The sequence below is a fragment of the Bacillus sp. VA13 genome (assembly GCF_055710085.1).
Window position 1 is genome coordinate 194,056 of sequence record NZ_JBVQPP010000005.1, and the last position, 19,241, is coordinate 213,296.

12 protein-coding genes and 1 pseudogene are annotated in these 19,241 nt (G+C 47.8%); 10 read left to right on the forward strand and 3 right to left on the reverse strand.

Going from position 1 to position 19,241, the window contains the following annotated elements:
• Positions 1-103: 103 nt before the first annotated feature.
• The 7 genes and pseudogenes from besA to AC0C66_RS18645 all read left to right on the forward strand — a co-directional run bounded on the left by besA (position 104) and on the right by AC0C66_RS18645 (position 13,177).
• Positions 104-970 carry a ferri-bacillibactin esterase BesA gene (gene besA / locus AC0C66_RS18615; protein WP_072182282.1) on the forward strand — a complete coding sequence of 289 codons (867 nt, stop codon included), beginning with the start codon at positions 104-106 and terminating at the stop codon, positions 968-970.
• 201 nt (positions 971-1,171) lie between these two features.
• Positions 1,172-1,957 carry a 2,3-dihydro-2,3-dihydroxybenzoate dehydrogenase gene (locus AC0C66_RS18620; RefSeq protein ID WP_014115011.1) on the forward strand — a complete coding sequence of 262 codons (786 nt, stop codon included), beginning with the start codon at positions 1,172-1,174 and terminating at the stop codon, positions 1,955-1,957.
• Positions 1,958-1,982: 25 nt separating this feature from the next.
• Positions 1,983-3,179, forward strand: a complete 1,197-nt coding sequence (gene dhbC / locus AC0C66_RS18625) for an isochorismate synthase DhbC (RefSeq protein ID WP_072182281.1) — start codon at positions 1,983-1,985, stop codon at positions 3,177-3,179.
• 28 nt (positions 3,180-3,207) lie between these two features.
• Positions 3,208-4,821, forward strand: a pseudogene (locus AC0C66_RS18630) ((2,3-dihydroxybenzoyl)adenylate synthase); the annotation flags it as partial.
• A gap of 37 nt (positions 4,822-4,858) precedes the next feature.
• Positions 4,859-5,794, forward strand: a complete 936-nt coding sequence (locus AC0C66_RS18635; protein WP_072182280.1) for an isochorismatase — start codon at positions 4,859-4,861, stop codon at positions 5,792-5,794.
• A gap of 19 nt (positions 5,795-5,813) precedes the next feature.
• Positions 5,814-12,953 (forward strand): amino acid adenylation domain-containing protein, encoded by a 7,140-nt coding sequence (locus AC0C66_RS18640; RefSeq protein ID WP_461845895.1) that lies wholly within the window; start codon positions 5,814-5,816, stop codon positions 12,951-12,953.
• 14 nt (positions 12,954-12,967) lie between these two features.
• Positions 12,968-13,177 carry an MbtH family protein gene (locus AC0C66_RS18645; protein ID WP_014115006.1) on the forward strand — a complete coding sequence of 70 codons (210 nt, stop codon included), beginning with the start codon at positions 12,968-12,970 and terminating at the stop codon, positions 13,175-13,177.
• Positions 13,178-13,426: 249 nt separating this feature from the next.
• On the opposite strand, the gene AC0C66_RS18650 is transcribed toward AC0C66_RS18645, so the two are convergent.
• From AC0C66_RS18650 to adeR, 3 genes are all read right to left on the reverse strand, one after another.
• Positions 13,427-14,104 (reverse strand): YukJ family protein, encoded by a 678-nt coding sequence (locus tag AC0C66_RS18650; protein ID WP_072182278.1) that lies wholly within the window; start codon positions 14,102-14,104, stop codon positions 13,427-13,429.
• 111 nt (positions 14,105-14,215) lie between these two features.
• On the reverse strand, positions 14,216-15,352 hold the full coding sequence (gene ald, locus AC0C66_RS18655) for an alanine dehydrogenase (protein ID WP_014115003.1): 1,137 nt from the start codon (positions 15,350-15,352) through the stop codon (positions 14,216-14,218).
• Positions 15,353-15,453: 101 nt separating this feature from the next.
• Positions 15,454-16,683, reverse strand: a complete 1,230-nt coding sequence (gene adeR / locus AC0C66_RS18660; RefSeq protein ID WP_250540705.1) for a sporulation transcriptional activator AdeR — start codon at positions 16,681-16,683, stop codon at positions 15,454-15,456.
• A 571-nt stretch (positions 16,684-17,254) separates the two neighbouring features.
• Here adeR and AC0C66_RS18665 point away from each other — a divergent pair.
• The 3 genes from AC0C66_RS18665 to essB all read left to right on the forward strand — a co-directional run bounded on the left by AC0C66_RS18665 (position 17,255) and on the right by essB (position 19,204).
• Positions 17,255-17,548: a WXG100 family type VII secretion target gene (locus AC0C66_RS18665; RefSeq protein ID WP_003220661.1), complete on the forward strand. Its 294-nt coding sequence runs from the start codon at positions 17,255-17,257 to the stop codon at positions 17,546-17,548.
• A gap of 70 nt (positions 17,549-17,618) precedes the next feature.
• Positions 17,619-17,858 (forward strand): ESX secretion system protein YukD, encoded by a 240-nt coding sequence (gene yukD / locus AC0C66_RS18670; protein WP_010329928.1) that lies wholly within the window; start codon positions 17,619-17,621, stop codon positions 17,856-17,858.
• 14 nt (positions 17,859-17,872) lie between these two features.
• On the forward strand, positions 17,873-19,204 hold the full coding sequence (essB, locus tag AC0C66_RS18675) for a type VII secretion protein EssB (protein ID WP_072182276.1): 1,332 nt from the start codon (positions 17,873-17,875) through the stop codon (positions 19,202-19,204).
• Positions 19,205-19,241 lie beyond the last annotated feature (37 nt).

The window sequence follows — 19,241 nt, forward strand, 5'->3', positions numbered from 1 at the left end:
TGACTTTCTCTGGAAGAAAACCTATTATTTGAGGTGTCTAGTTGATAGTGAAAATCATTATCATATATTGTGATTTAGTTTAAGGAGAGGAATGTCGTACTGCATGAATGAGAAAACAGATCGGGCGAAAGGCGGGACACAAAACGCATTTACCATTCCTGGTACGGAAGTGCGTATGATGTCTTCACGCAATGAAAACCGTGCCTATCAAATTTTTATCTCGAAACCGAATACGCCGCCGCCGCCCGCTGGTTATCCGGTTATTTATCTGCTGGATGCCAATTCTGTCTTCGGAACGATGGCGGAAGCCGTTCGAATACAGGGGCGCCGTCCTGAAAAAACCGGGGTGATCCCTGCTGTGATCGTCGGCATTGGCTATGAGACAGCAGAACCGTTCTCCTCAGCGCGTCACCGGGATTTTACAATGCCGACAGCTCAATCGAAGCTGCCAAAAAGGCCCGACGGAAAAGATTGGCCGGAACATGGCGGAGCAGAGGGCTTTTTCAGATTTATTGAGGAGGATCTAAAACCGCAGATAGAACGAGATTACCAGATCGACAGCAACAGACAAACGATCTTTGGTCACTCACTTGGCGGGCTGTTCGTGCTGCAGGTGCTGTTAACAAAGCCGGGTGCGTTTCAAACCTATATCGCGGGAAGTCCGTCCATACATTGGAATAAACCGTTTATTCTCGAGAAAGCGGACCATTTCGCCTCCCGCTTCAAGGAAAACAATCAGCCTATCAATCTTTTGATTGCGGCAGGAGAATTGGAGCAGCACCATAAAAGCCGGATGAACGATAATGCGAGGGAGCTTTACGAGCGGCTGGCCGTTTTATCTGAACAAGGCATACGGGCAGAATTTTGTGAGTTTTCAGGAGAAGGACATATTTCGGTTCTTCCTGTTTTGGTCAGCCGGGCGCTGCGTTTTGCGCTTCACCCTGACGGACCGCATATTTCAATGGGCTGAGACATTCTCAGCCTTGCTTCTAAAAATAAAATATTAGTCACTGAAATTATATTTGACTGTCACATGACATTTGGATATGATTATTTTTATAATTGATAATGATAATCATTATCAACAAATTGCGTTTTTCTTTTCAAGACGCAACAGTCTTTTTCGCTGGATGTCAGTACGGCATCTGAAGCGAAGAAAGGAATTGATGACATGAATGCAATGGGTATAAAGGGCAAAATTGCTTTTATAACAGGGGCTGCCCAAGGGATAGGTGAAGCTGTTGCGCGGAAGCTTGCCGATCAAGGCGCACACATTGCGGCAGTTGATTATAATCCTGAAAAGCTGGAAAAGGTTGTGAGCAGCCTCAAAGCGGAAGGTTGCCGTGCGGAAGCCTTTCCCGCGGATGTGAGAGACAGCGCGGCGATTGACGAGATCACGGCGCGTATCGAACGTGAAATGGGGCCGATCGATATTTTGGTGAATGTAGCGGGTGTCCTTCGCCCGGGATTGATCCATTCACTCAGTGACGAAGAATGGGAGGCCACGTTCTCGGTGAATTCGACTGGTGTATTTAACGCCTCGCGTTCAGTCAGCAAATATATGATGGACCGGAGATCGGGTTCGATTGTAACGGTCGGATCGAATGCTGCCGGTGTGCCGAGGACATCAATGGCGGCATATGCCTCTTCAAAGGCTGCGGCTGTGATGTTTACGAAATGCCTTGGCCTTGAGCTTGCAGAATATAATATTCGCTGCAATATTGTGTCTCCCGGATCAACGGAAACAGACATGCAGTGGTCATTATGGGCCGATGAAAACGGAGCGGAGCAAGTCATAAAAGGATCACTTGAGACATTTAAAACAGGCATCCCGCTCAAAAAACTGGCTCAGCCTTCGGATATTGCGAATGCCGTGCTCTTTTTGGTTTCTGGCCAAGCAGGGCATATTACGATGCATAATTTATGCGTAGATGGCGGCGCGACCTTAGGCGTGTAACTCATTTTAAAGGAGGTTCATGAGAATGTTGGAACAAAACGTTATATCACAAACAAAAGCGGAGCATTTGCTTCATGAGTATCAGCCGGGGGCTTTTTTCTTAGCTTCTCCTCACCGCGTACTGTTAGCGAAAGGCATATGTGAAATCGTACCGGAAGCAGACGGGCAAAACCAAATAAAAACCCTTTCTGGCCGTATTGCAGAGACGCTGAATCAAGCAAAGCAATCAGGGCAAAGCCGTCCACTTGTTGTCGGAGCTGTTCCTTTTGATCATGTAAAAGCAGCTCGGCTCGTTGTTCCTGAAGATGTGCGCTGGTCAGGACCGCTACAATTTGATCATGCGGAGAAGGAACAGCAGCCTGAGCATACATACCACATAAAACCTGTTCCTGCACCAGAGGGGTATAAAAATGGTGTCGAACAAGGACTGGCACGCATTGCCGATGGGACTCTCAGCAAGATCGTCCTGTCCAGATCGCTGCATTTGACATCGTCTGAACCGATTCAGACAGATGAACTGCTTCGCCATCTGGCGCAGCATAACACACATGGCTACACGTTTGCCGCGGACGTGTCCAGCGAAGCGGAAACGCCTTCCCGCCGAACATTGCTTGGTGCAAGTCCGGAGCTTCTCGTTTCAAGAATGGGAACTCAGGTCGTTTCCAATCCATTAGCTGGCTCAAGGCCTCGCAGTAACGATCCTGCTGAAGACCAGCGCCGGGCTGATGAATTGCTTTCTTCCGCAAAGGATCTCCACGAACACGCGGTTGTAGCTGACGCGGTTGCGGCAGCGCTGCGGCCTTTCTGCCGGACGCTGGATGTACCGGAAAAGCCTTCACTCATCAAAACGGAGACGATGTGGCATCTGTCCAGCGTGATTAAGGGAGAGCTTTCCGATTCGTCTGTGACCGCACTGGAATTGGCAGCGGCGCTCCATCCGACGCCGGCCGTCTGCGGAACACCGACTGACCTTGCAAGAGAAGCGATTCTCAGCATTGAACCATTTGACCGAGGTTTCTTTACCGGCATGGTCGGCTGGTGTGACGATGCAGGTGACGGAGAATGGATCGTGACGATCCGTTGTGCAGAGGCAGAAGAACGCTCACTCCGCCTGTATGCAGGAGCTGGTGTTGTTGCCGGGTCAAAACCCGAGGACGAGCTCCAGGAGACATCCGCGAAGTTTCGGACAATGCTGCGGGCAATGGGCGTGAATCACATATGATCAGAATGAATTGCTGGAGGGATACAACATGCTGAATGGATTTACTCCTTGGCCTGAAGAGTTAGCTGAGACATATCGGAAGAACGGCTGCTGGGCGGGCGAGACGTTTGGAGATTTGTTAAGGGACCGGGCTGCTAAACATGGCGATCGCATTGCAATTACATGCGGAAACACCCATTGGAGCTATCAGGAGCTTGACACAAGGGTTGATCGCCTGGCTGCCGGTTTTCAGAAGCTCGGCATTCAACAGATGGATCGTGTCGTGGTGCAGCTGCCGAATATCGCAGAGTTTTTTGAAGTCATTTTCGCACTCTTCCGTTTGGGGGCGCTTCCGGTTTTCGCACTGCCTTCTCATCGAAGCAGTGAAATTACATATTTTTGCGAGTTTGCTGAAGCGGCTGCTTATATTATTCCCGACTCTTATTCCGGTTTTGACTACCGTTCACTTGCCAGACAGGTTCAAAGCAAACTGCCATCTTTAAAACATGTCATTGTTGCAGGTGAGGCAGAGGAATTTTTGCCACTGGAGGCTTTGCATACAGAACCTGTAAAACTGCCTGAAGTCAAATCTTCTGATGTGGCGTTCCTTCAGCTTTCTGGAGGAAGCACCGGCTTATCAAAACTGATCCCGCGGACTCACGATGATTACATATACAGTCTGCGGCGGAGTGCAGAGGTTTGCTGGCTCGACAACAGCACGGTGTACTTGGCAGCATTGCCGATGGCGCATAATTATCCGCTGAGCTCGCCCGGGGTACTCGGCGTGTTATACGCCGGAGGAAGAGTGGTATTATCTCCTTCTCCAAGTCCTGATGATGCATTTCCTTTGATTGAACGGGAACAAGTCACGATTACCGCTCTTGTTCCGCCCCTGGCAATGGTATGGATGGATGCGGCATCCTCACGCGATGACGGTCTATCCAGCCTTCAAGTGCTGCAGGTCGGCGGCGCCAAGTTCAGTGCTGAAGCTGCGCGCAAGGTTAAAGCTGTATTCGGCTGCACGCTGCAGCAGGTGTTCGGAATGGCAGAGGGTCTCGTCAATTATACGAGACTGGATGACTCTGAGGAAGTCATTGTCAACACCCAAGGAAAACCGATGTCCCCATATGATGAAGTACTTGTTTGGGATGATCAGGATCGTGACGTAAAACCTGGTGAAACAGGGCATCTGCTGACACGGGGGCCGTACACGATTCGGGGTTACTATAAAGCAGAAGAGCATAATGCTGCTTCTTTTACTGAGGACGGTTTTTACCGCACGGGTGATATCGTCAGGCTGACATCAGACGGCTATATTGTCGTTGAAGGCAGGGCGAAGGATCAAATTAACCGCGGGGGAGAAAAAGTGGCGGCTGAAGAGGTAGAAAATCATCTTCTGGCGCATCCGGCTGTCCATGATGCCGCAATGGTCTCAATGCCTGACCAATTTCTTGGCGAAAGATCTTGTGTGTTCATTATTCCCCGGGATGAAGCCCCGAAAGCCGCAGAGCTCAAAGCTTTTTTGAGAGAGCGCGGACTGGCGGCATACAAAATCCCCGATCGCATTGAATTTGTCGAATCCTTTCCGCAGACAGGGGTAGGAAAAGTCAGCAAAAAAGCGCTTCGTGAAGCCATTGCCGAGAAGCTTCTTGCAGGATCAAAAAATAAAACAAACAACAATTTGAGAGGGAGTGTTCTAAATGGCTATACCTGCCATTCAGCCGTATCAAATGCCGACGGTGTCTGATATGCCACAAAACAAAGTTACATGGGTGCCTGATCCAAATCGGGCAGTTCTGTTAATACACGATATGCAAAACTATTTTGTCGATGCTTTCACAGCGGGAGCCTCTCCGGTGACAGAGCTTTCAGCAAATATACGGAAGCTGAAGGATCAATGTGCTCAGCTTGGGATTCCTGTTGTCTATACTGCGCAGCCGGGAAGCCAAAATCCGGCTGATCGGGCGCTGCTGACTGATTTTTGGGGTCCGGGATTAAACAGCGGCCCTTATGAGGAGAAAATTATAACCGAGCTGGCACCGGAAGATGCTGATCTTGTGCTGACAAAATGGAGATACAGCGCGTTTAAGAGAACGAATCTGCTGGAGAGTATGCGCAAAGAGGGACGCGATCAGCTGATCATTTCCGGGATTTACGCCCATATTGGCTGTCTCGTTACAGCATGTGAAGCATTTATGGAGGATATCGAAGCCTTTTTTGTGGGAGATGCAGTTGCTGATTTTTCATTAGAAAAACATCAAATGGCGCTGGACTATGCGGCTGGCCGCTGTGCGTTTACCGTGATGACTGACAGTCTTCTCGATCAGCTGAAGAATGCGCCGGCAGACGCTCAAAAAACGTCAGTAAACACTGGCAAAGAAGTGTTTACATGTGAGAATATCCGTAAACAAATTGCTGAGCTTCTTCAAGAAACACCTGAAGATATTACAGATCAAGAGGATTTGCTCGACCGGGGGCTTGATTCGGTAAGGATCATGACATTGGTAGAACAATGGCGCCATGAAGGAGCCGAGGTGACATTCGTGGAACTGGCTGAACGCCCGACGATCGAAGAATGGCAGAAACTGCTCACAACCCGCAGCCAGCAAGTGCTGCCAAACGCGGATTATTTATAAAAGGAGGGTAAACAAACGGATGCCTGATACAAAAGACCTTCAATATTCTTTGACCGGAGCGCAAACCGGCATATGGTTTGCTCAGCAGCTAGATCCGGACAATCCAATCTACAATACAGCGGAATATATAGAAATCAATGGATCAATCAATATTGCTCTTTTTAAAGAAGCTTTGCGGCACGTGATAAAGGAAGCGGAATCGCTGCATGTTCGCTTCGGTGAAAATATGGACGGGCCTTGGCAGATGATAAACCCGTCTCCGGATGTACAGCTGCACGTCATTGACGTCAGCTCTGAGCCTGATCCGGAAAAAACAGCATTAAACTGGATGAAAGCAGATTTGGCAAAGCCGGTCGATTTAGAATATGACCCTTTGTTCAATGAAGCTCTGTTTATAGCCGGGCCTGATCGTTTCTTTTGGTATCAGCGCATTCACCATATTGCGATTGACGGCTTCGGCTTTTCCCTAATTGCCCAGCGTGTGGCAAGTACGTATGCCGCGCTTATGAAAGGACAATCAGCTACAGATCGTTCCTTTGGGTCGCTCCAAGCCATTTTGGAGGAGGATACAGATTATCGCGCATCAGAGCAGTATGAGAAGGATCGCCAATTCTGGCTGGATCGTTTTGCTGATGGACCAGAAGTTGTGAGTTTAGCTGATCGGGCGCCAAGAACATCTAACAGTTTTCTTCGTCAAACGGCGTATTTGCCTCTATCTGATGTGAACGCATTAAAAGAATCGGCGCGCTATTTCTCAGGAAGCTGGCATGAAGTCGTGATTGCAGTGTCAGCTGTTTATGTGCACCGGATGACCGGCTCTGAGGATGTTGTGCTCGGTCTGCCTATGATGGGACGGATAGGGTCCGCATCACTGAATGTGCCGGCTATGGTGATGAACCTTCTCCCGCTCCGGCTGTCTGTAAGCTCTTCAATGAGCTTTTCTGAACTTATTCAGCAAATTTCCCGGGAAATCCGCAGTATTCGGAGACATCATAAGTATCGCCATGAAGAGCTTCGGCGTGATCTGAAATTAATAGGAGAAAACCATAGATTATTTGGCCCGCAAATCAACCTCATGCCGTTTGATTACGGTCTTGACTTTGCCGGGGCCCGAGGAACAACGCATAACCTTTCAGCCGGTCCTGTCGATGATCTATCAATCAATGTATATGACAGAACGGACGGCAGCGGGCTGCGGATTGATGTAGATGCGAATCCTGAGGTATACAGCAAGTCAGATATTAAACTTCATCAGCAGCGGATCTTACAGCTGCTGCAAACGGCTTCTGCCGGGGAGGACATGCTGATTGGGCAAATGGAGCTTCTATTGCCAGAGGAGAAAAAACAAGTCATTCGTGAATGGAATGAGACGGCAAAATCTGAGAAGCTGCTCAGCCTTCAGGACATGTTTGAGAAGCAGGCAATCCTTACGCCGGAACGTATCGCTCTCATATGTGATGACGTTCAAGTTAACTATCAAGAGCTGAATGAAAAGGCAAACCGCCTCGCGCATCTGTTGATCGAAAAAGGGCTTGGTCCGGAGCAATTTGTCGCTTTGGCGCTGCCGCGTTCTCCAGAGATGGTGGCTTCGATGTTTGCTGTACTAAAGACGGGTGCGGCGTATCTTCCGCTTGATCCGGAGTTTCCGGCCGACCGAATTTCTTACATGCTCGAGGACGCGAAACCTTCATGCATCATAACGACTGAGGAAATAGCAACCCGTCTGCCTGATGACCTGTCTATTCCGCAGCTTGTGCTTGATCAGACTGTTACACAGGAGGTTGTAAAACGCTATTCGCTTGACAATCCGAATCTATCGGTTTCTCTTGATCATCCTGCGTATATCATCTATACCTCAGGATCAACAGGAAGGCCGAAGGGTGTCGTTGTTACGCTGAAAAGCTTGAGCAATTTTCTGCTGTCCATGCAGGAGGCATTTTCTCTAGGAGAAGAAGACAGGCTGTTGGCTGTGACGACTGTCGCTTTTGATATTTCAGCATTGGAGTTATATCTTCCGCTTATCAGCGGGGCGCAAATCGTGATTGCAAAAAAAGAAACGATCCGTGAGCCCCAGGCATTAGCTCAGATGATTGAATATTTCGATATCAATATCATGCAGGCGACACCGACACTATGGCATGCTCTGGTGACGAATAAACCTGAGACACTTCGGGGGCTCAGAGTGCTTGTCGGAGGCGAGGCGCTGCCGAGCGGCCTTTTGCAGGCGCTTCAAGAGCTTCATTGTCCAGTCACGAATTTATATGGACCTACTGAAACAACGATTTGGTCTGCAGCAGCTTTTCTTGAAGAAGGGCTGAAGGGCGTTCCGCCAATTGGCAAACCGATTTGGAATACGCAGGTGTATGTGCTTGATAACAGTTTGCAGCCGGTGCCGCCGGGAGTTGTCGGAGAGCTTTATATTGCAGGGACAGGCTTGGCTAGAGGTTATTTCCGCCGCCCTGATTTAACGGCTGAGCGTTTTGTGGCAGATCCATACGGACCGCCGGGGGCTCGGATGTATCGGACCGGAGATCAGGCCCGCTGGCGCGCTGATGGGTCTTTGGATTATATTGGACGGGCGGATCATCAAATCAAAATTCGCGGGTTCCGAATTGAACTTGGAGAAATTGATGCCGTGCTTGCCAAGCATCCGGACATCGAACAGGCCGCGGTTGTCGTTCGGGAAGATCAGCCGGGAGACAAACGATTGGTGGCATATGTAGTCGTTGCTTCAGCTATTGATACTGCCGCGCTTCGCCGTTATGTGGGTGCCAGTCTGCCTGATTATATGGTGCCGGTGGCATTTGTGGAGATGGACGAACTGCCATTAACACCTAATGGCAAGCTCGATCGGAAAGCACTGCCGGCGCCTGATTTAAGCACATCTGTCAGCGATCGGGGACCGCGGACTCCTCAGGAAGAGATATTGTGTGACTTGTTTGCCGAGGTTCTTGGTTTGGCACGCGTCGGTATTGATGACAGTTTCTTCGAGCTTGGCGGTCATTCGCTTCTTGCAGCCCGTCTGATGAGCCGCATTCGCGAGGTAATGGGAGCCGAACTCGGTATCGCGAATCTATTTGACGAACCGACAGTAGCCGGACTCGCTGCCCATCTTCATCAGGCGCAGAATATACGCCCCGCATTGCAGAGAGCTGAGCGGCCTGAAAGAATTCCGCTTTCTTTTGCCCAGCGCCGGCTATGGTTCCTCCATTGTCTTGAAGGGCCTAGTCCTACTTATAATATTCCGGTTGCTGTCCGTCTGTCGGGTGAGCTGGACCAAGGAGTGCTGCAAGCGGCACTTTATGATCTCGTCTGCCGCCATGAAAGCCTTCGGACGATTTTTCCTGAATCACAGGGGACATCTTATCAGCATATTTTAGACGCTGATCAAGCAAGGCCTGTTTTACATGTTACAGAAATTACTGAGAAGGAGCTTTCTGAGCGGTTTGCTGAAGCTGTGCGCTACAGTTTTGATCTTGCAGCTGAACCTGCTTTTCGTGCTGAGCTTTTTGTCATCGGTCCTGACGAGTACGTGTTGCTTCTCCTCGTGCATCATATTGTCGGGGACGGCTGGTCCTTAACACCGCTGACCCGCGATCTTGGAGCGGCTTATGCAGCTCGCTGTCACGGAAAAGCTCCTGAATGGGCGCCCCTTACTGTGCAATATGCAGACTATGCGCTTTGGCAGCAAGAACTGCTTGGAAGCGGGGATGATCCAAATAGTTTGATTGCCGGACAGCTTGCTTTCTGGAAAGAAACCTTGAAGAATCTGCCTGATCAGCTTGAACTGCCAACCGATTATTCACGTCCGGCTGAATCGAGTCATGATGGGAATACGATTCATTTCCGCATTGAGCCTGAGCTGCACAAGCGATTGCAGGATCTGGCCCGCGCAAATAGAGTGAGCCTGTTTATGGTGCTTCAATCTGGTCTCGCAGCTTTATTGACAAGACTCGGGGCGGGCACTGATATTCCGATCGGCAGCCCGATAGCGGGTCGGAATGATGATGCGCTAGGCGATCTTGTGGGGCTGTTTATCAATACATTGGTGCTCAGAACCGATACGTCCGGTGACCCAAGCTTCCGTGAGCTTCTTGACAGAGTGCGGGAAGTGAATCTGGCAGCCTATGAAAATCAGGATCTGCCTTTTGAGAGACTCGTAGAGGTGCTCAATCCGGCTCGTTCGCGTGCGACGCATCCTTTATTCCAAATCATGTTTGCGTTCCAAAACACACCGGACGCTGAACTGAATCTTCCTGACATGGAAAGCAGCCTGCAGATCCACAGTGTCGGTTCTGCCAAGTTTGATTTGACGCTGGAAATCAGTGAAAATCGTCTTGCTGACGGGACTCCAAACGGATTGGAAGGACTGCTCGAGTACAGCACTGATCTTTTCAAGCAGGAAACTGCTCAGGCTTTTGCTGACCGTCTGATGCGCCTGCTGGAGGCTGCCGAATCTGATCCTGACCAGCAAATCGGAAGTCTGGACATCCTTGCACCGGAGGAGCGCAGCAGCATGGTGACAGATTGGCAAAGTGTTTCTGAAAAGATTCCGCACGCATGTTTGCCGGAGCAGTTTGAGAAGCAGGCTGCTTTAAGTCCTGATGCCATTGCCGTTGTTTGCGAAGATCAGTCACTGAGCTATGCAGAGCTGAATGAAAGCGCAAATCGGCTTGCCCGAATGCTGATCAGCGAAGGCGTCGGACCGGAGCAATTTGTGGCCTTGGCCATGCCTCGGTCTTTGGAAATGGCTGTCGGGCTATTAGCGGTGCTGAAAGCCGGCGCGGCTTATCTGCCTCTCGATCCTGACTATCCGGCTGACCGAATCGCTTTTATGCTGGAAGATGCGCAGCCTGCGTTTATCATGACGAACACAAAAGCTGCAGAGAACATTCCGCCAGCGGAAAACGTGCCGAAAATCGTGCTGGATGATCCAGAACTGGCAGAGAAACTAAACACCTACCCTGCTGAGAATCCGAGCAATACGGATAGAATTCAGCCGCTTTCTCCTTTGAATACGGCGTATGTCATTTATACATCAGGCTCAACGGGTGTTCCAAAAGGTGTGATGATTCCTCACCAAAACGTAACGCGTTTATTTGCAGCGACTGATCACTGGTTCCATTTCAGCTCAGACGATATCTGGACCATGTTCCATTCCTATGCGTTTGACTTTTCGGTGTGGGAAATTTGGGGTCCTCTGCTGCATGGCGGACGTCTTGTGATCGTGCCTCATCACGTCAGCAGATCGCCAGAAGCGTTTCTGCGCCTGCTTGTCAAAGAGGGTGTGACCGTTCTGAATCAGACACCATCTGCCTTCTATCAGTTGATGCAGGCGGAACGGGAGCAGCCTGATCTCGGTCAGGCGCTCAGTCTGCGCTATGTCATTTTTGGCGGAGAAGCGCTTGAACTCAGCCGTTTAGAGGATTGGTATAACCGCCACCCTGAAAATAGACCGCAGCTTATCAATATGTATGGTATTACAGAAACGACTGTGCATGTGAGCTATATCGAATTAGACCGAAGCATTGCAGCTTTACGGGCAAACAGCTTGATCGGCTGCGGCATTCCTGATCTTGGTGTTTATGTGCTGGATGAGCGCTTGCAGCCGGTTCCGCCGGGTGTTGCTGGAGAGCTGTATGTATCAGGAGCGGGGTTGGCACGAGGCTATTTAGGCCGGGCTGGATTAACAGCAGAACGCTTCATAGCTGATCCGTTCGGTCCTCCGGGTACCCGAATGTATCGCACTGGGGATGTGGCCCGCCTCCGCGCTGACGGTTCTCTTGACTATGTCGGCCGTGTCGATCACCAAGTGAAAATTCGGGGCTTCCGAATTGAACTAGGAGAAATTGAAGCGGCGCTAGTTCAGCATTCGCAGCTTGAAGATGCGGCAGTAATCGTGCGTGAGGATCAGCCGGGAGATAAACGTTTGGCAGCTTATGTCATACCTTCTTCGGAAGACACAATTGATACGGCGGAACTGCGCAAATATGCTGCTGAGAGACTGCCAGATTACATGGTGCCTTCTGCCTTTGTAACGATGAAAGAATTGCCGCTGACACCGAATGGAAAGCTTGACCGTAAAGCGCTGCCCGCACCGGATTTCGCAGCGGCCGTGACAGGACGCGGACCGAGAACGCCGCAGGAAGAAATCCTCTGTGACCTGTTTATGGAGGTGCTTCACTTGCCCCGTGTCGGCATTGATGACCGTTTCTTTGATTTAGGCGGACATTCCTTGCTTGCTGTACAGCTGATGAGCCGCATTCGCGAAGCACTCGGCGTAGAACTCAGCATCGGGAACCTATTCGAAGCGCCGACTGTAGCCGGGCTTGCAGAAAGACTTGAGATGGGCTCAAGCCAAAGCGCACTCGACGTTCTGCTGCCGCTCCGAACAAGCGGAGACAAACTTCCTTTATTCTGTGTGCATCCGGCAGGCGGACTCAGCTGGTGCTATGTCGGTTTGATGACGAACATAGGAACAGAGTATCCGATCTACGGCTTGCAGGCACGGGGAATCGGGCAGCGGGAAGAGCTTCCGAAAACACTTGACGACATGGCTGCCGACTACATTGAACAAATCAGAACAATCCAGCCGAAAGGACCGTACCATCTGCTGGGCTGGTCCCTTGGTGGGAATGTCGTTCAAGCGATGGCCACCCAGCTGCAAAATCAAGGGGAAGAAGTATCCCTATTGGTGATGCTGGACGCCTATCCGAACCACTTCCTTCCTATAAAAAAGGCGCCGGATGATGAGGAAGCGCTTATTGCCCTTCTGGCGTTAGGCGGGTACGACCCAGACAGCTTAGGGGACAAACCGCTTGATTTTGAAACGGCAATTGAGATTCTTCGCCGGGACGGAAGCGCGCTTGCAAGCCTGGATGAATCGGTCATTTTAAATCTGAAGAATACGTATGTCAATTCTGTCGGCATTTTAGGCTCATATAAGCCGAAAACCTTCCGTGGAAATGTCTTGTTTTTCAGATCAACAATCATACCTGAATGGTTTGATCCGATTGAACCGGATTCGTGGAAGCCTTATATTAACGGACAAATTGAACAAATCGACATCGACTGCCGCCATAAAGATCTTTGTCAGCCGGAACCGCTCGCTCAAATCGGCAAGGTTCTCGCTGTCAAACTGAAAGAGCTGAATAAATAAGGGGGAAGAAAGAGATGGCAAATCCTTTTGAAAATGCGGATGGCACATATTTGGTGCTGATCAATGAAGAGGGCCAATATTCCCTGTGGCCCGGTTTTATAGATGTGCCGAGCGGCTGGACAGTCGTTCATGAGCAAAAAGGGCGTGAAGCTTGTCTGGACTATATTCAATCGCATTGGAGCGATATGAGGCCCAACAGCCTAAAGCCTGTTGAAAATGTGTAATCGCGTAAAAAAGAGACTGCTTGCCGCAGTCTCTTCAGCGTGTCGATAAACCCTCGCATTCATTGTCAAGTCTGCGCGTTGGTGCTCACGAATTAGAACATTCGCTCCGCTCCAATGCTCACCTTTCCTAGACTTCAAGGGTTTTCAATCACGCTGAAAAGATGACAAAATCCTAAAACTTTTAAAACGCTTTAGGACTTTGTCAACCATCTTCTGAAGAGACTGCTTGCCGCAGTCTCTTTTTCTATCTTACGCAGACGTTTGGGTATGATCACAATCTCTGACCGGGTTTCCGTTTTCATCCGTACACCAAGATTGGGATAAAAACGCTAAAAACACAGCGGCCCACTGATCGGCGAATTGAATCAGAATACCTCCGTCATGCCAAGAGCCATTGTCTTTTTTCCAGCGGCTATCCATTGCATTCCCTTGATTCATATGGATATTGTGCATGCCGTTGGTCGGGGTAAAACCGAATATTTTATCTGCAGCCTGTTCCGGCCCAAATTTTGAACCGAATATATAAACTGGTGCTTTCTCTTCTTGCGCTTTCTTCATATACGTCTCAATAAAGTCATTTAAATCATTATCAGGCCCCGTGATTTCATGCGGCAAAGGCTTCATTTCTCCCGGGTCAAACAAATTGCCCCGCACATAATCCAGCGCCACTTCACGGTTTGCCTCATTGATCTTTGTATATCCATACGGCATGTTCGGAAGGATGGTAATTGAGCTTGAATCAAACTGATCGTCAGCTAAATACAATACTTCAGATTCCTCGGAACTGGACATCACATTGATGGCGCACCTGTAATACGTATTCTCTTCACCGAGCACTTTGACTTGGAAATGAGGACTGTCATCATCAGTTTCCCGCTTCATATCTAAGACAATGCCTTTTAACACGCCATATTGCTGAACAGCCATATGAATCCTCCTTTATGATCAAGTTTCATCGTTTTAGTTCGTGAAATGGTCTCTTTTTTCCTTTTAAAAAATAAAAAAGCCTGCAGAAATCTTTCTGCAAGCTCAATGTCATTAAGCACCTGCCACAGATGACTCATCCTCTAAAGCTTTCTCGGCAGGAACATACTCATATCCTAAATCCTTTGCCACAGCTTCATAGGTCACGTGTCCGTTTGCTGTGTTTAAACCAGCTTTCAGTGCCGCATTGTCTGCGAGCGCTTTTGCTGCCCCTTTGTTAGCAATTTGCAGCGCGTATGGAACAGTAACGTTAGTCAGGGCGATTGTTGATGTACGAGGGACAGCGCCCGGCATGTTCGCCACAGCGTAGTGGACAACGCCGTGTTTTTCATATGTCGGCTGATCATGTGTAGTAATATGGTCGACAGTTTCGACGATGCCGCCTTGGTCGATCGCAACATCGACAATCACTGAACCCGGTTTCATTTGTTTTACCATTTCCTCAGTGACAAGAGTCGGAGCTTTAGCTCCCGGAATTAAGACCGCGCAAATGAGAAGATCCGCTTCCGCCACAGCATCTGCAATATTGACCGGATTAGAAATTAACGTTTTAATCTGATGGCCGAAGATGTCATCAAGCTGGCGCAGGCGGTCTGCGTTTAAGTCGATGATGGTCACGTCCGCCCCGAGGCCGACAGCCATTTTCGCTGCGTTTGTGCCGACTACGCCTCCTCCGATAATCGTTACTTTTCCGCGAGAAACGCCTGGCACTCCGGCAAGCAGAATGCCTTTTCCGCCTTTAGGTTTCTCTAAAAATTGAGCTCCGATTTGCGCTGCCATTCTGCCTGCAACCTCTGACATCGGCGTCAGAAGCGGCAATGTCCGGCCGTGACTAACCGTTTCATATGCGATCGCCGTAACTCCTTTATCTTTCAAGGCTTGTGTAAGCTTAGGCTCAGCTGCTAAATGAAGGTACGTAAACAGCACAAGCCCTTCGCGGAAGTAGACATATTCTTCTGGCAGCGGTTCTTTTACCTTCATGACCATTTCGGCGTCCCACACCTGTTTCGGGTCAGCGATGATTTCCGCTCCTGCTGACTCATAGGCTTCATTTTCAAATCCGCTTCCAAGGCCCGCGCCTGTTTCAACCAGCACCCGGTGGCCGTTTGAAATGAGCTGAGAAACGCCTCCAGGTGTTAGTGCGACACGGTTTTCATTGTTTTTTATCTCTTTAGGAACCCCTATGATCATATCTGTCTCCTCCTGTATCTGTGATGTTTTTAGTGTAGCTTGATTCTTAAGAAAATTCTTTGTTTGAAAAAGAAAATAAAAAAACATGGATTTGTGAAATTTCACAAATCCATGTGCCGAAGCTTGATATCTAAATAGATGGTGAATTTTTGATTCACATTTTTTAAATCGATTTCAGCAATCTGGCCGATACGCTTGAGACGGTAATTCAACGTATTAACGTGTATATTTAATATCTTGGAGGCTGTATTCACGTTGCTGTCTGCTTCAATAAAACGCTCTAGCGTTTCTACCATATTTGACTGGTGATCTCGATCATACTGTTCCAGTTTGGAAAGCGAATAGTTAAAATATCCAGTCTGTTTCCGTTTTTCATCTAAGATATCCAAGTATTGATAAATGCCTAACTCAGAAAAACTGAAAAGATGTTTTGTCTCTTCTGCGAAACGTTCCTTTGCTTTTAAGACAGACAATGCCTCCTGATAGGAGCGGGAGACAAAAGAAATAGAATGGTATATTCCGCCAAAAGCGATAGAAACGTCTTCTATTTTATAACGTTCTTTCAGCTGTTTTTGCGTACTTAAAGCAAACTGCTTTAAATCTTGAAAAGGGTGATCTGTTTTAGGGGCGGTTAAAATAATGAGTTCATTGGAATCTACGGTTGTCAGCAGCACGTGAACCTGCTGGGTCGTTTCCTGCAAATATTGCAGCTGCTGTTCGATTTTTTCAGTCAGCTCGCCGTTTATCCGGATGATCATAACGGAAAACTCAGAAGGGGCGACCATTCCAAGCTTGTGGAAGCCATCCGCCATGTCATGCTCCTGATGAATGTGTCCGGTCAGCATTTTCCAGAAAAATTCTTGGCTGCGTTCTTCATTTTTCGTTTTTCTGATTTGGAGTTTGAGAAGCTTGTTTCTCACTGCTTCTGCCGCCATTTGCAATGTCATCAGATCATCGTCAGACAATGTTTTTTGGATCTCAAGCGCCCATATGAAGCCAAGCACTTGGTTGTTTTTCCAAATGGAAATTGCAACGCGATTGCTTAGTCCGACTTCATCTATTTGCTTTACTCTGATCGGCTGGTCCGTTTTTAAAAGAGCTGGAATCGTCCCATCTTTCCACAACTTGTTAATGACCTTCTCGGGTACTCTTCTGCCAATGATTGTAGACGTTCGGGCAGGATCTGTGCAGTCGCTGTGTGTGCTGTAGGCAAGCAGCTTGTGGTTAACATCCTCTATGGTGATCGGGCACCGCAGAACGTCGCTGATATGATCAGCTACATCTTCAAGTCTGTCAAAACTGTATTTAAACGGATCATTCGGCATGGTCATAAATCTCCCTACTTTTCATGCTTGATTTCTCTTTGACATCTCATCCCCTTCCTTTTATTATGATTGTTGTTGTTTGGGAAAATCAACAACAAAGAGCGGAAGCCAAAAAAACAAGTACATGGCATATTGAGAGCAACGTCTTAATATATGATTGGCGGTGCATTCGCCTTTTTACAGTACAGTTGTATGCCTTAAATGATACGAAACTTATCCTATTATTCTTCTAAGAAAGTCATCGGGGGGCAAGACTGATTAAGGAAAGAAAAAAACTGAACCTTTCAGAAATGGTGCTGTAGCATCAAATTTTCTGAAAGGTTTTTTTTGGGAGTTGGTGAATCATTTGGGTCTTTTGGATTATTCGGAGAATGAAGAGAATATTAAGAAAATAAACCTACTTGTTTAACAATATATGTCATTTTTGAGCGATTCGGGATAAACCATTGGACTCATTTTGTAAAATTAAAACATATTTGTTTGACTGTACCGAAAAACTGTTTTTATAATAATGACGTTCTAAAAATAAGTGAATTAGCCCATATTTAGGCTGATGGCACAGGAGGTAATGAGGAATATGGCAGGATTAATTCGTGTCACACCCGAAGAGCTAAGAGCGATGGCGAAGCAATACGGCGTTGAAAGCCAAGAAGTATTGAATCAGGTTGATCGTTTAAACCGAATGATCTCTGATTTGAAAAGCATGTGGGAAGGTGCTTCAAGCGAAGCGTTCGCAGATCAATACGAGCAGCTCAAACCTTCATTTATCAAAATGTCAGATTTGCTTCAAGATGTGAATCAGCAGCTTGATCAAACAGCAAATACACTTGAGTCTACTGACCAAGACATCGCAAATCAAATCCGCGGATAACAGTATGAAAGGGAAGGAGCGCCTGATTCACGAGAAGACGGCGCTCTTTCTATGTAAGGGTGATCCTAAAATGTATATTGATATTACAATAGATTTGAAACATTATAACGGCAGTGTCTTTGATCTCAGATTGTCAGATTACCACCCGGTGAAAAAAGTAATTGATATTGCTTGGCAGGCTCAAAGCGTAGCTATACCTCCGCGCGAAGGGCACTGGATCAGAGTGGTTAATAAGGATACGGTGTTTTCCGGAGAATGCAAGCTGTCTGATTGCGGCATTACAAACGGAGACCGGCTTGAAATATTATGAAAGGATCTGGTTGAATGTCGGATAAACAAAAATCATATTTAGAAAACCAATTAGAAGCCGTTGCCGAGAAAACAGATGCCGGCTATACATTTACCTTTCAGCGGGAAAAAATAAAGCTTCTGGACGGTCTCGAAGCCAACGTGATCAAAGATGTAAATCCATTTTTTCATAAAGAGATCGATGTGACGGATGATGAAGTAATCATCACAATCCAACCTCCTCCCTCCTATAAAGCATTCCGCTTCATGAAAGCTAAAGATAAAAAAAGCAAATGGCAGTTCGCCTATCAGCTTGTTCAAGCTGTACAGCAGCACAATCTGTCGAGGCTGAATTTGATTGTCGCTCCTGAAAACATTGTATTCGATAAAGGCCTAACGCCTTATTTTCTCCATTATGGAGTAAAAGAAAGCATTCCTCCTTACGAGCGTGATGAGGAAAGAGTGTGGCGGGAGCTGAAAGCGGCAGCGGCTTTGGCAGTTGACGGCGCGTTTGCATTTGAAGACTACCTGAAATTCAATGATACGCTGACGTTCTCCGCAGAGGCTAAGGCGATATTGGATGCGGCGACCTATGATGACCTGCTCGAGCTGATTCAAACCCATATCGATGAGCTCGAAGCCAAAGCGAAAACATACATACATATCCCGAGAAAGAAATGGAACATCCAGCGATATATCGGCCTGGGGCTCATTGTTTTGCTTGTGCCCGCCCTTATTTATTCGATGTACTCATTATTTTTCGCACAGCCAAAGCACCAGGCGATAGTGGACAGCAACCGTGCTTTCCTAAATAAGCAGTACAGTGAAGTTATCAGCACACTGTCTAAGTACGATGCGGAAAGCCTGCCTGAATCGGTGCAGTATCAGCTTGCTTATTCCTATGTAGAAGTTGAAAAACAGCTTTTAGATTATCAACGGGATAATATTGAGAAGCTAGTGACATTGCAATCTGAACCGCAGCATTTCCTTTATTGGATTGATATTGGTAGAGGGGATTATAAAGAAGCGATCAGTATTGGACATAAGCTCGAGTATAACCCATACATTTGGCTTGGCCTTTATAAATATAAACAGCAGCTCTTAGCTGAGGATAGTAATGATGAAGCAACTCAAAAAGAACTTGATTCTGTAGACAGCGAACTTGATAAAGTGAATAAAGCTAACGCTGAACAGAAAAAAGAATCGAATACTGAGTCTTCAACAACTGATACAACCGAAGAAAAACAACAAGCTGAAGAGAAAGCGGCAGAAGAAAAAGCCGCAGCCGAGGAAAAAGCGAAAAAAGAAGAACAAGCGAAGAAAGAAAAAGAAACAGAAAAGAAAGATGAGAAAAAAGATGACAAATAACGTGAGACATGAAGCGCAGGTCATCGCATGCTGCCAT

Coding starts and splice junctions, on each gene's coding strand:
- AC0C66_RS18650 (WP_072182278.1), bottom strand. CDS start 14,104: ATGGCTGTTCAGCAATATGGCGTGTTAAAAGGCATTGTCTTAGATATG.
- ald (WP_014115003.1), bottom strand. CDS start 15,352: ATGATCATAGGGGTTCCTAAAGAGATAAAAAACAATGAAAACCGTGTC.
- AC0C66_RS18635 (WP_072182280.1), top strand. CDS start 4,859: ATGGCTATACCTGCCATTCAGCCGTATCAAATGCCGACGGTGTCTGAT.
- yukD (WP_010329928.1), top strand. CDS start 17,619: ATGTATATTGATATTACAATAGATTTGAAACATTATAACGGCAGTGTC.
- dhbC (WP_072182281.1), top strand. CDS start 1,983: ATGTTGGAACAAAACGTTATATCACAAACAAAAGCGGAGCATTTGCTT.
- essB (WP_072182276.1), top strand. CDS start 17,873: ATGTCGGATAAACAAAAATCATATTTAGAAAACCAATTAGAAGCCGTT.
- adeR (WP_250540705.1), bottom strand. CDS start 16,683: ATGACCATGCCGAATGATCCGTTTAAATACAGTTTTGACAGACTTGAA.
- AC0C66_RS18640 (WP_461845895.1), top strand. CDS start 5,814: ATGCCTGATACAAAAGACCTTCAATATTCTTTGACCGGAGCGCAAACC.
- AC0C66_RS18665 (WP_003220661.1), top strand. CDS start 17,255: ATGGCAGGATTAATTCGTGTCACACCCGAAGAGCTAAGAGCGATGGCG.
- besA (WP_072182282.1), top strand. CDS start 104: ATGAATGAGAAAACAGATCGGGCGAAAGGCGGGACACAAAACGCATTT.
- AC0C66_RS18620 (WP_014115011.1), top strand. CDS start 1,172: ATGAATGCAATGGGTATAAAGGGCAAAATTGCTTTTATAACAGGGGCT.
- AC0C66_RS18645 (WP_014115006.1), top strand. CDS start 12,968: ATGGCAAATCCTTTTGAAAATGCGGATGGCACATATTTGGTGCTGATC.